The following is a 12,224-nucleotide window of genomic DNA, read 5'->3' on the forward strand; positions in this document are numbered from 1 at the left end:
AGGGCGCCAATGTCGCCCATAAACCGAGGCTGGCCGACGTAGACGGCAGAAAACCTTCAGCAAGGAGAAATTACGCGAGTTTCCACACACCCTCGGCTCAGAGCCGACATTCGCTACGCCCTGCATCAGTGTCTGCTATAGTTTTTTTTGACGGACATTCCGTCAAATCTACATCTTCGGCTTTGCTGCGCCTGAAATTGAGCCCAGTGTGGTACTTATTGTGGTACTACATCTAAATAATTCAACTTTAAACATATTTTATAGTATCTTGTTGGTTTCGTTATACTGCCTTCGTCTCCGCCACAACATAGCCTGTAGATTTTGAGCGGTTTTGTGGCCCACGTATTTTGGCGGGATTTCTGCAGAATATGTGCGGTGATGACCGTTAGCGACCTGAAATCACATGCGATATACCCGCCAAAAATGGCAAGAGTCTCCGTTTACATTTGGCACGCTACGATTTTCGGGGCCGTTCTGGCGCTGGGCTTGACTTTCGGTTGAATGGAAGTTGTTTGCCGCCTAATTCTCCAAGTCGTTCTGCGAACGCCCGACGAGCTGACCGCATATCTTTAGCCCACCCCAAGCATCATTCGCGCAAAGAGGTCTTTCTCGGTTCAACGCTTCAAGAGCGTTTTGTGCGGCCCGTAGGCGGCGCTCACCAGCTTAAGCCGTTGCGGTTGATGAAGATAATCGCACTCAGCACTCGTCGGCCATCAACGCGAGGCTTGCCATGGGATTTGGGAAATTAGAACTTCAACAGCTCGTCTTCGCCTAACCTTGATGACCAGCCCTCGCTGATATGCAGGACTTCATCATGCTCAGCGACCATCAGGCTTTCATGGGTGCAATGCGTATGCATTGATTTCGCGATGTTGTGGAAGCTATCACCTAGCGTGGTAACGCGTGACACCGCGCCAGTGATAAGACCAATTGCAAGCACCGACCGTTGGTCAATCATGCGAAAAGGAGCGTCCGGACCGACGTCTCGGGCGATGTTCTGCAGCAATGTGACCGCGTCCAACAACGGTATTGCTGCCGTTGGAACGTCGGGCGGCACCCATTCGAGATTCCCAGCGTACAATCGTTCAGATACGCTGTACCCGTTTTTTCAAGCCAACGTCGGATTGGAAAAATTACCGAGGCGCGTATCAGGGGAAGTTGACGCGACGTGCCTCCAGCAGACTACATTTTGGCGCGTAGAGTCGAATAGGAGGCACAAATTTGATATAGGTCAATGGGTGGGGGCTAAACACGTTCTTAAGATTGCCTTCATAGGGGACGTGCCGAGGTCAGATCATATCTTGTTTTCGTGCAAAAGAGCGTAGCAAGTTGACCGTTCACACCCCCTGAGCATGCAAGGGGTGTCAGATGATAATCAAGAAAACTGGATTAAGAAATTTCTTAAGTGCGGTTGGCGCTTTGGCAGCATCAGCAACCGTGGCAAACGCGCAAGATAGCCGGTGGACCTATGCGGCTTCGATCTATCTTTTTGCGGCCGAGACAACCACCCAAATCGGATCCGTAGAGTCGAAATTGAGTTTCAGCGATGCGCTGGAAAATCTGGATATGGCGTTCATGGGGGCGTTCGAAGCCAGCAACGACCAATGGAGCTTTGGGTTGGATTACATGTACACCAACCTTGGGTTTACCGGCGACACGCCCGGTAATGTTTTCAGCGGTGCCGAGACGAATTTGAAAACCCAGATCCTGACTGGTTTTGTCGCTTACCGAGTTCTTGAAAACCAAAATGCGTCTGTCGATGTTGCAGGCGGATTTAGATACTTCGATACGGAAACGGAGTTGAATCTCGTTGGTGGCCCGCCGGTTCCGTCAGTCACTGCCAGTGAGGATTGGATAGATCCGATCATCGGGGTGCGCGCAAACATGCGGTTCTCCGACCGCTGGTCTGGCACCGCATTTCTTGATTACGGCGGCTTCGACGGTGACAGCGAGACCTGGCAGGTTCTTCTGAGCGCGGATTACGCGCTCAATGAAAACTGGGACCTCCGTTTCGGCTACCGGTATCTTGACGTCGAAAACACCATCAGCGGAACTGACTTCAGTTTTGAACAGTCGGGCCCGATTTTTGGTGCGACGTATCGCTTCTGACGGGCGGCACGCAAAGATGATCGCGGAAAAACTGGCGAAACCAGACCTGGAGCCACCGGCATCGATATGCAAAGCGCTTACAGCCCTGACTCTTGCCGCGCTTTGTGCCACGCCCGCAGCATCTGATGAAGGTCACGCCCGCGAATGCGACCATCTCGCATTCAGGACGCCGGAGGTCGACTGGCAGGTCTGGATCGCGCAAGAAGCCGATCCGTTCTCCTGCAGGTTTACAATTACGTCCAAATCAATCGCGCTGGGTCCGCAATACACGATCGATGTTCGAGAGTGGTCGCCGGACGTCCAGCTTTCAGGCAAAGTCTTTGACTTTGCCGCTACTGCCAACGCAATCGAAATCGATGCGAGCGACGCAGACTGTCGCTTTCGCTCGACGTGTTGCACGCGGCTGCCACGTACATCGAGTTGGCGGGTAACCTTGGGCGGTGGGATGGCTTGGGTTTCGTTGGAAAGGCTGAAGCTCGCGTAGGCTGGCCGTTGACCCGGGTAAGTGTTGCTGGCGTGGGTCGGCGCATCGTGCGCCGATGTGCCTCTGGTGCCAACAACTGCTGAGATTGGTGCAAAAGCATGGATTTCAGGGACTTAAAGGGATTTCGCTAACCAAGAGGAACCAGGGGGACGAATTCATGTTGACCAAGAACAGACTCATTATGTCCGGGGCTAGCGTGCTTTTTGCGTGCGCGGCACATGCCGAGAATGAATTGGATCGTGAAGTATTGCCGATCGCGCCCCCTCACACCAAGGGTTATGTCGAACTCGATGTGCGCGACACGTCCCCGCCGCCTTTCTTTCAAGTGAAAGCCCCTGAGAATGCGCCTAATGTCTTGGTTGTTCTGGTAGATGATTTGGGCTTCGCAGGAACGAGCACCTTCGGCGGCCCCGTCGAAACAGATGTTTTCGATGAATTGGCGACGGAGGGCCTTCGATTTGTCGATTTTCACACAACAGCAGTCTGTTCGCCAACGCGAGCCGCGCTGAAGAGCGGCAGAAATCATCATGTGAACAACATGGGTGGAATTATCGAAATGGGCACGGCATATCCGGGTAACACCGGCCAGATCCCGAAATCGGTTGCGCCCATTGCTGAGGTTCTGCGGCTCAACGGGTATGCCACCGCCGCCTTCGGTAAATGGCACGAAACAGCGGCCTGGGAGGCGAGCATTGCAGGCCCGCAGGATCGTTGGCCGACACGTCAGGGGTTTGATAAGTTCTATGGTTTTCTCGGGGGCGAGACGAACCAGTGGGCACCCTTTATTTATGATGGAGTGCACCCGGTCGAATTGCCCGAAGATCCGAACTATCACTTCCTTACCGATATGACGGATCAGGCGGTTGCTTGGATTCGCTACCAGAAAGCCCTCACGCCGGATCGTCCTTTCTTTGTTTACTTTGCGCCGGGCGCTACACATGCGCCCCACCACGTTCCGCAGGAATGGTCGGAGAAATGGAAGGGGAAGTTCGATGCGGGCTGGGATGTGCTTCGAAAAGAGATCCTTGCACGCCAGATCGAGCGCGGAATTGTCCCGGAAGGAACGAAACTTGCACCCAAGCCCGAAGCCATTCCAGACTGGGATACGCTGAGCGAGGATGAAAAGACCCTGTACAAACGACAGTTCGAGGTTTTCGCGGGCTATGTCGACATGACTGATTACGAGATCGGCCGTGTCGTTGAAGCCGTCGAAGCGACAGGTCAGCTTGATAACACGCTGATATTCCTCGTTTACGGTGACAATGGCACCAGCGCTGAAGGCGGCCGCAACGGCATGTTCAGCGAAATGACGTATTTCAACGGTGTGCAGGAACAGGTGTCAGACATGCTCACCAAGCTCGACAAGTGGGGCGGGCCCGAAACCTATCCTCATATGGCGGCCGGGTGGGCCGTCGCCATGGATACGCCCTATCAGTGGACAAAGCAGGTCGCGTCGGACCCGGGTGGAACAAAGGTCGGTATGGTCGTCCATTGGCCTGACGGTTTCGAGGCCAGAGACGAACAGCGGGATCAGTTCACTCACGTCATAGATGTCGCACCAACCATCCTTGAGGCTACCGGCATTCCAGAGCCGCGTGAGGTCAATGGCGTCTCGCAGTATCCTATGGATGGGATCAGTATGCTCTACACCTTTGACGACCCGACCGCAGAAGAGCGCCATACCACGCAGTATTTCGAAATGTTCGGAAACCGGGCGATTTACCATGAGGGTTGGTGGGCACGCACGATTCACAAAGCACCTTGGGAGCCAAAACCGCGCAGAGCGCTGGCTGACGATATCTGGGAACTTTACGATACCACCACCGATTTCAGCCTCACTAATGATCTTTCCGATGACATGCCGGAGAAACTGGCCCAAATGCAGACGATCTTCATGCAGGAAGCGGCGAGGAACAACGTTTTACCGATCGATGACCGTGTCTTTGAACGCATCAATCCGGCGTCAGCTGGCCGACCAGACCTGATGGCCGGAAGGACGTCTATTACCCTGGCTGGCGGCATGACTGGCATGACGGAGAACGTTTTCCTCGACATAAAAAACAAGTCCAAGACGATAACTACGGAAATCGAGGTGCCAGAAAGCGGTGCCGATGGAACGATCATCGCGCAGGGCGGGCGTTTCGGCGGCTGGTCCCTTTATGTTAACGGCGGTGTGCCCGGATATGACTATAACTTCCTGGGGCTGGAGCGCTTTTCGATCACTGGGACCGAGAAACTCGCTCCCGGGCGCGCTACTCTCCGCTTTGAGTTTGACTATGACGGCGACGGCCTTGGCAAGGGTGGAGATGCGCGTCTATTCGTTAACGATACGCAGGTTGGCGAGGGCCGCATCGAGCGTACGCAGCCCCACATCTTTTCCGCTGACGAAACGGCCGATGTGGGTGTGGACCTTGCTACGCCAGTGGTCGAAACTGTCGGATCAGAAGCCGCCTCACGGTTTACTGGAACGATCAACAGTGTGACAGTTGTAGTGAAATGAAGCCTGTTTGCTATAAATCGCGATCAGAAAATTCAGGTCGTGTTTGTCAGACGATAGCTTGGGTCGCTGTGACCGCTTCGTCGTACAGGCCGTCTACCTGCTGTGCCCGCGTTCCCGGTTTACACGAACGCCCAGCTTGCACGTCTCGAACTGTCGGGCTCTGCTTGGTCAGCGGAAGCGATCTGCCAGAAAGTCGATCAAGCTGCGCGTCCGGTATGGCAGGAATGCCGTTTCGGGGCGCAGAATAAAGATACCGCCGCCGGCATCCGGTTCTGTGTATTCTTCCAGCACTGGCACAAGCCATCCTCTTTGCAGGTCGGTCGTGGTAAGGAACGATGGTAACCACGCAATGCCAAGCCCAGCACGGCATGCCGAATGGAGCGCCTCGAGGTTGTTGCAGGAAAAACCCGCGCCAAGTCGCGCCAAACCGCCCTGCGGTTGGGTAAAGCCCCAGTCTGAAAGCTGCCTTTCCTGCCCGAGTCGCAGACATCTGTGGTTTGTCAGATCATCGGGCTTTTCAGGAATACCATGCCGTTCAAGATAGTCAGGTGTCGCACAGGGCAGGCGAGGATTATTCATCAGTCTTCGAGAGACGAGGGACGAGTCGGGTAAGATGCCGCTTCGGATTGCAAGATCGAAGCCATCACCGATCAGGTCGACGATCTTGTCCGTCAAAAGTAGCTCTATCTCGACTTCCGGGTGACGTTCCATGAATTCGATCACCAGGGGCACGACCTGCCGACGACCAAGCGCCGCTGAACTTGTAAGTCGTATTGTCCCGCGCAAAGTTAAGGCATCATCGGCGATATCCGCCTCGAGCGCTGACAGGCGGGCAAATAATCCTCTGGCTTCCTCGACGTACCGCCGACCCGCTTTTGTCAGCGTCATGCGCCGGGTTGAGCGGACAAGCAGCGGCACATTCAATCGCTTTTCCAGTTGATGAACCCGTTTGCCAACCGCAGACGGGGTGTACCCCAACGCTCTGGCTGCTGCCGAGAAACTGCCATGATCAACAACGGCCAGCAGGATTTCCAGTTCTGTCTTCTGTGTCATCTATTCCAAAAAGTATCAAGATTTGATCCCGGTTGCTCAGTTATCCTTAAAGCTTTTCCAAAGTATATCAGATATACGCTGATAGCCCGAGGAGCTCTTCTTTGCACGCCGTATCGACACAAACTCTTTTTACACCGCTGACCCTGCCAAATGGTTGCGTGCTAAAGAACAGAATCATCAAATCGGCCATGTCGGATTCACTGGGGGATGGTCAAGGCAACCCGACCGCCATTCAGATACGGCTGTATGAGCGGTGGGCAGAGGGTGGGCTGGCAGCCTCAATCATCGGAGAGGTCCAAGGCGATCCGCGATACCCTGAAAAACCGGGTAACCTTATTCTGGATGACAAAGCCAATACGGGGGCGTTTCGCGAACTTGCTCGACGCGGATCGGCAAACAGGGCGCACCTTTGGTTGCAGCTTGGGCATGCCGGGGCACTGGCGCATCTGCCGATAAGCAAACCCAGAGGGCCAAGCCAGATGGACTTTCCTGATTTCCGCAGTGAGGCCATGTCACGCGCTGAAATCGAAACCGTCCCCGAGTGTTTTGCCAAAACGGCGCGCCATGCGGCAGAGTTGGGTTTTGGCGGCGTTCAAATTCATGCCGCACACGGGTTTCTTCTGAGTCAGTTTCTGTCCCCGCTTTTTAATCATCGAACCGATGCCTATGGGGGTTCGATAAGCGCGCGAATGAGATTGCTTATCGAAACGGTCGAAGCTGTTCGCGCCGCAGTTCCATCTGACTTTGTTGTTTCAGTAAAGTTAAACGCGACCGATCAGCTTGTCGGAGGTTTGACGGAAGAAGCAGCCCTCAAGGTCGTGGCCGCTCTGGAAGGAAAGGGTGTTGATCTTCTGGACATCAGCGGCGGCACGTACTTTCCTGGTGCTCCGTCGAGTTCGGAGCGCAACACTAAAGGGCCCTATTTTGTCGAATTTGCCCGCGCGGCGCGTCAACTGACGTCGATACCGCTTATGGCGACAGGCGGGTTCAAACGCCACGAGGAAGCCGAAGCTGCCGTCCGTTCCGGGGATGTGGATGCGGTAGGTTTGGCACGGGGATTTGTGCTTGACCCCTGCTTACCAGCGACATGGAAAGCAGGAAAAAGTAGTCCTGCGTTTCCTCGCTTTGACACGTTGTCGCCCGGTGGTATGATCGCTTGGTTTACCATGCGCATTACGGATCTTGGGGCAGACCGTGAGGGAATTGTCGATCGCGATCTCGACGAGGCTGTCGCAGAATACGAAAAACGTGATGAGCAGCGTGTCGCAATTTGGAAGAAACGAAGTTCGGGTCACTAAGGCTTTTTGCACAGTCAACGGCTTGAGCTGCTCCGGTTAGAAATGAGTATGCACAGCCCTTCAAGCGCGGTTCATAAGCTACGCCTGCCTTGGTCTTTGTTTTACCGTGCACTATCCAAATTAGACAACGCCATGTTCGACAACTTGTTCGGGATGGGATTCTGCCCAGTCAGCCAGAAAAGCGGACATCTCGGGCACCGTCGCAAACCGTGCCGCTTTTCGGGGCAGCGCCACACCCTTTGCCAGCGCCATGCGTGCACATTCAATGTGATCGCGGTGTGCTCTTTGCGGGCAGTTTTCCGACCCGTGGATGATGGTTGACAACAACGTGCCTCCGTAAGCGTTGGTGTGTTCAAGGTCGGGGTGTTGGCCCAGAAAATAGGACATCACCTCGACCATGCCCTCCCAGCCAGCCAGGTGGAGCGGCGGCATTCCCATCTCGTCCGGATGATTGGGGTCAAAGCCCATCTCGACCAAACGCTGCATATGAGGCAGGGTTCCTTCGCGCCAGACGAGGCGGCACAGAAGGCACTTCATCTCATCCGAAAGCGCATTCATGTCTATCATGTCACCGGGTTCGGGCCTGCCGTCCGCTGCCCGCGCAAGCTGCTCTTCTGTCTGCGAAAGCTGGGTCATCGCGCCCGCGTGTTCCAATACCTCCACCACGTCACGGTTCCCGAAGATTCGGGCGAAGGCATAGGGCGTATGACCGCGACTGACGGCGTTTGGGTCTGCACCGTGATCCAGCAACAGTTGGGCGATTTCGCCCGAAGCCAGGCGCCGCGCCGCTTGATGCAGGGCGGGGATTACCAGTGAGGGTTCGCCAGACGGATGCGGGGCAATGCCTTCATTGGGGTCCGCGCCGTGTTCAAGCAACAGGCGAACGGCCTCGGTGCTGTTGAAATCAATTGCACGGGGAAGTGCATTTGTGCCTTGGGGGTCTGCGCCATGCTCCAGCAACAAACGAAGACCAACGGTATGGCCAAGCTCGGTCGAATGGTAGAGCGACTCGTTGTCGTTTGGATCTGCGCCTTTCGACAGCAGCCACTTTGCCAATGACATATTGTCAGCATGCCCAATCGCACCGTAGAGCGCGGACAACCGGTGTTCTTCTAACGGGTCGAAAGCGAAACTGTCATTCACATCTGCGCCGTTCGCCAATAGCAGTTCCGCCATCGCCAGCATGTCACTTTCTTTTTCAGGCGCTGACTTGATGTATCTGGAAAACGCAAGATGGCACATCGGGCGTCTTGGTGGATAGTTGCGCGTGGCGGCCCCTGGGTCCTCAGTCAAAATCTTGCGCATGGCGTCGATTTCGTACATCGCGACAAGAAGGGGAACCTGCCCCGCCGCAAGATCTGGCTCATCTGCAAGCAGGTGCGCGACCGTCTCGGGCGAGCCGTTGTATAGCGCCCAACGCAGCCGACCCTGTTTCTGCGCGCGATCCATGCCCTGCGTTTCGACGGCCAGTTTCAGAGCAGGCCAGGACGCATATCCCGTTTCACGCGCGATGACGTGTAGGCAATCGGCGTGTTTATAGACGCCGTTCTTGGGCATCGGAATGATACCATGGATGCGCAGCAACGCGCCCTTGTCGCCCCCAGTCAGAGCTTTGCCCAGAGCCTTGGCATCACGTCGTAATTGGTCGATTGATTTTGTCATCGGTGTTCCCTCCGCTGCCCGAGGGTCCGCTAAACCGGGCTGAGAAACCGATGTGGTTTTCGTGTACTCTCTGCGAGGTGCCGATGACAGCTTTCCGCGGACCGGGTGGCCGCCTCAAACGACCTGGAGTGAGTGTACCGCTCGCCAAGATATCACGCAAGTCGAACGGGTCGCAGGCATCGGTTGCACTGGGGCCGGAAAAATTCGCAACGAAAGTCTGGTGTTTCCCGACCAAGACACTTTGAATACACGACAATTGGCGACTCGGGCAAACCGGAACGCGTTCGCTTTTCCAGGCAATCAAGAACAGGGGCAAACAAGATGGAAGGGACATGGATCGACAAGTTCAAGGGGCTAAGCCGCTTGCCAGACGATATTCGCGCAGACCTTGAGGCCGGAAGTCAGATCGTCTCGGTTCCCGCTGGTACGAAGGTCTTTGGGCCCGGGCAGTCGGCTGACAATCTGCTGCTCCTGCTGGATGGTACTGTTCGGGTTCAGCAAAAGTCGGAAACGGGGCGCGAGGTTTTTCTCTATCGTGTGCATGCCGGTGAAAGCTGTGTCCTGACGACGGCGTGCATGCTGGCCTTCGAAGAGTATTCAGCGGATGGGATTGCTGAGACCGATGTGCGCGCCGTCGCCATTCCCCGCACGACTTTCGATCGACTGGTCGCGAATTCGCCCGTCTTTCGTGAGTTTGTATTTACCGCGTATTCAAAACGCATCACCGACCTTTTCACGCTTATCGATGACATCGTGTTCCAACGCATGGACGTGCGCCTTGCCTCGCGGCTTTTGGAGCTGGCGGACGAGAACGGTGTGGTGCACGCAACCCATGCTGTTCTGGCAACCGAGCTTGGCACGGCACGCGAGGTGATCTCACGGACGCTGTCAGAGTTCAACCGCCGTGGCTGGGTCGAACAATCGCGTGGTGAGGTACGGCTTACTGGCCGGGCAGGGATTGAGCGGCTGGTCAGGTCTTCTGGCGCGGGTGTCTGAATCCGGCGTGTTAGCTGTTTAGTTTGCTTTTGGTGACTTGGTCACCAAAGGATCGGTCAGATGTATGCCATGGTACATCCATCGAATCTCGATGGAGTAGGAACATGACCACCAACATGGGAAAATTTGACCGTGGCGGCCGTCTGGCTATTGCTGCGGTGTTATTTGTTTTGGCGTTCGGCACGAGTGCTTTGGGGACAGGTCTTCTGTTCTGGCTTGCGCTTGTCGTGGCGGGCATCTTCACGCTGACGGCCTTTGTCGGGAATTGCCCGATTTATAGCCTTATCGGCCTCAAAACCTGCCGAGACTGCTGATGATTGAGACGGCTTTCACTCCTTGGGCGTCGCTTGCAGGCGGTGTCCTGATCGGCGTATCCTCGACGCTTCTTATGCTGATGCTCGGGCGTGTTTTTGGCGCGACCGGTATCTTGGCAGGCTTGTTTCAACCGGCCTCTGGTCAGGATTTCTCGTGGCGTGCGGCCCTTGTTGCCGGGATGGTTTCGGGTCCGGCTGTCGTCTGGTTGATGACCGGCCAAATGCCCGCTGTTGAGGTTCCGATTTCGACCCTCGCCCTGGTTTTGGGCGGTCTCATCGTGGGTGTCGGCGTGACCTACGGCTCGGGCTGCACATCAGGGCACGGGGTTTGCGGAATGGCGCGCCTGAGCCCGCGGTCCATCGCCGCCACGATCACCTTCATGATCTTCACCGGCCTAACGGTCTATATCATCCGCCACGTGATCGGAGGTTAACCCATGAGACTGATCGCAACATATCTGATCGGCTTGATCTTTGGTGTCGGTATCTCGATATCAGGCATGGCAAACCCGGCCAAGGTCCTAAACTTTTTTGATATCGTCGGCACATGGGATCCGTCGCTGATCTTCGTGATGGGCGGGGCGCTAGTGACCACGTTCATCGGCTATAAGCTCGTCTTCGGACGAAGCGCACCGATCTTCGAGCCTGACTTCCAAGTACCCGTCAATCGCACAATTGATGCTCGCCTGATCGGCGGCTCTGCCGTTTTCGGAATTGGCTGGGGCATCGCGGGTTTCTGTCCGGGCGGCGCGCTGCCGGCGCTTGGTACGGGCCGGTGGGAGGTCGTAGCCTTCACCGCAGCCCTGGTGGCAGGAATACTTCTTGCCAAGTTCATTCAATCACTTACGGCGCCGCGCCGCACCAACGCGGCTTGACCCGTTTCAGGAGGAGACAAACATGACCGACTATCCTGTCAACATGGATATCAAACCCGAGGTTCAGGCCTTTTTCGACGAGGCCACAAACACGATCAGCTACATTGTGAAAGACCCGACATCGAACGCCTGCGCGATTGTCGACAGCGTCATGGATATCGACTACGCGGCAGGTCGCATCACCTATGATCACGCGGACGAAATTATACGGCAGATCGATGCGCAAGGCTTGAAGCTGGAATGGATCATCGAGACCCATGTCCATGCCGATCACCTGAGCGCCGCGCCGTATATCCAGCAAAAACTGGGCGGCAAGATCGGCATCGGTTCGAAGATCATGGTCGTGCAGGATACGTTCGGCAAAGTCTTCAATGAGGGGACAGAGTTTCAGCGCGACGGGTCCCAGTTCGACCGGCTTTTCGAAGATGGCGATACCTATATGGTCGGCAATATGCAGGCCTTTGCCATGTACACACCGGGCCATACCCCGGCTTGCATGGTGCATGTCATGGGCGACGCGGCTTTTGTTGGCGATACGCTCTTTATGCCGGATGGCGGGTCAGCGCGTGCAGATTTTCCGGGCGGGGATGCGGGTGTTCTTTATGACAGCATTCAAAAGGTTCTGGCGCTGCCGGATGCAATGCGGCTGTTCATGTGTCACGACTACGGCCCCAATGGCCGCGATATTCAATGGGAGACGACAGTCGGCGACGAGAAAGCCCACAACATCCATGTCGGCGGTGGCAAGTCGAAAGAAGAGTTCGTCAAATTCCGCACCGAGCGCGACGCGCAGTTGGATATGCCCAAGCTGATCATCCCGTCATTGCAGGTAAACATGCGCGCTGGCGAGGTGCCGACCGACAAAGACGGAAACCCGATGCTCAAGGTGCCGGTTAACGGTCTTTGAGCAAAATCTGCTCTGGTGGAGGGAAA

At 55.7% G+C, this 12,224-nt stretch carries 12 protein-coding genes and 1 pseudogene; 9 read left to right on the forward strand and 4 right to left on the reverse strand.

The window, feature by feature from the left end; translation table 11 throughout:
* Nucleotides 1-617 precede the first annotated feature (617 nt).
* Together AVO44_RS21845 and AVO44_RS21850 are read right to left on the reverse strand one after the other, a co-directional pair.
* Nucleotides 618-745: pseudogene (locus tag AVO44_RS21845) on the reverse strand (IS5/IS1182 family transposase); the annotation flags it as partial.
* Complete coding sequence (locus tag AVO44_RS21850) at nucleotides 746-1,081, reverse strand: hypothetical protein (protein WP_068341006.1); 336 nt, start codon at nucleotides 1,079-1,081, stop codon at nucleotides 746-748.
* A 287-nt stretch (nucleotides 1,082-1,368) separates the two neighbouring features.
* Here AVO44_RS21850 and AVO44_RS19830 point away from each other — a divergent pair, with 287 nt between their 5' ends.
* The 3 genes from AVO44_RS19830 (at nucleotide 1,369) to AVO44_RS19840 (ending at nucleotide 5,093) form a co-directional block, all read left to right on the forward strand.
* Nucleotides 1,369-2,109, forward strand: coding sequence for a porin family protein (locus AVO44_RS19830; protein WP_068341009.1), 741 nt, complete (start codon nucleotides 1,369-1,371; stop codon nucleotides 2,107-2,109).
* 16 nt (nucleotides 2,110-2,125) lie between these two features.
* Nucleotides 2,126-2,593 carry a DUF2092 domain-containing protein gene (locus AVO44_RS21185; RefSeq protein WP_068341012.1) on the forward strand — a complete coding sequence of 156 codons (468 nt, stop codon included), beginning with the start codon at nucleotides 2,126-2,128 and terminating at the stop codon, nucleotides 2,591-2,593.
* Nucleotides 2,594-2,750: 157 nt separating this feature from the next.
* Nucleotides 2,751-5,093, forward strand: a complete 2,343-nt coding sequence (locus tag AVO44_RS19840) for an arylsulfatase (RefSeq protein ID WP_205626566.1) — start codon at nucleotides 2,751-2,753, stop codon at nucleotides 5,091-5,093.
* 168 nt (nucleotides 5,094-5,261) lie between these two features.
* Here the strand turns inward: AVO44_RS19840 and AVO44_RS19845 are convergent, their stop codons facing one another.
* Nucleotides 5,262-6,146, reverse strand: a complete 885-nt coding sequence (locus tag AVO44_RS19845) for a LysR family transcriptional regulator (protein WP_068341015.1) — start codon at nucleotides 6,144-6,146, stop codon at nucleotides 5,262-5,264.
* Nucleotides 6,147-6,247: 101 nt separating this feature from the next.
* Between AVO44_RS19845 and AVO44_RS19850 the strand changes: the two genes are divergently transcribed.
* The gene (locus AVO44_RS19850; protein WP_068341018.1) at nucleotides 6,248-7,444 is read left to right on the forward strand and encodes an oxidoreductase; all 1,197 of its coding nucleotides are present in this window, start codon (nucleotides 6,248-6,250) and stop codon (nucleotides 7,442-7,444) included.
* Between the two features lie 120 nt (nucleotides 7,445-7,564).
* Here AVO44_RS19850 and AVO44_RS19855 read toward each other — a convergent pair whose 3' ends face one another.
* A complete protein-coding gene (locus tag AVO44_RS19855; protein WP_068341021.1) occupies nucleotides 7,565-9,106 on the reverse strand; it encodes an ankyrin repeat domain-containing protein in 1,542 nt (513 codons plus the stop codon).
* Between the two features lie 321 nt (nucleotides 9,107-9,427).
* Between AVO44_RS19855 and AVO44_RS19860 the strand changes: the two genes are divergently transcribed.
* The 5 genes from AVO44_RS19860 (at nucleotide 9,428) to AVO44_RS19880 (ending at nucleotide 12,198) form a co-directional block, all read left to right on the forward strand.
* A complete protein-coding gene (locus AVO44_RS19860) occupies nucleotides 9,428-10,102 on the forward strand; it encodes a Crp/Fnr family transcriptional regulator (RefSeq protein WP_068341024.1) in 675 nt (224 codons plus the stop codon).
* 104 nt (nucleotides 10,103-10,206) lie between these two features.
* Nucleotides 10,207-10,416 (forward strand): YgaP family membrane protein, encoded by a 210-nt coding sequence (locus tag AVO44_RS19865; RefSeq protein ID WP_068341026.1) that lies wholly within the window; start codon nucleotides 10,207-10,209, stop codon nucleotides 10,414-10,416.
* The gene (locus tag AVO44_RS19870; protein ID WP_068341029.1) at nucleotides 10,416-10,850 is read left to right on the forward strand and encodes a YeeE/YedE family protein; all 435 of its coding nucleotides are present in this window, start codon (nucleotides 10,416-10,418) and stop codon (nucleotides 10,848-10,850) included. Before AVO44_RS19865 ends, AVO44_RS19870 begins: the two co-directional genes overlap by 1 nt.
* A 3-nt stretch (nucleotides 10,851-10,853) precedes the next feature.
* Entirely contained in the window at nucleotides 10,854-11,291 is a 438-nt protein-coding gene (locus AVO44_RS19875) for a DUF6691 family protein (RefSeq protein WP_068341032.1), read from the forward strand.
* 22 nt (nucleotides 11,292-11,313) lie between these two features.
* Nucleotides 11,314-12,198: an MBL fold metallo-hydrolase gene (locus AVO44_RS19880; RefSeq protein ID WP_068341034.1), complete on the forward strand. Its 885-nt coding sequence runs from the start codon at nucleotides 11,314-11,316 to the stop codon at nucleotides 12,196-12,198.
* Nucleotides 12,199-12,224: the final 26 nt, after the last annotated feature.

The organism is Ruegeria profundi (genome assembly GCF_001507545.1).
GTDB lineage: Bacteria > Pseudomonadota > Alphaproteobacteria > Rhodobacterales > Rhodobacteraceae > Ruegeria > Ruegeria profundi.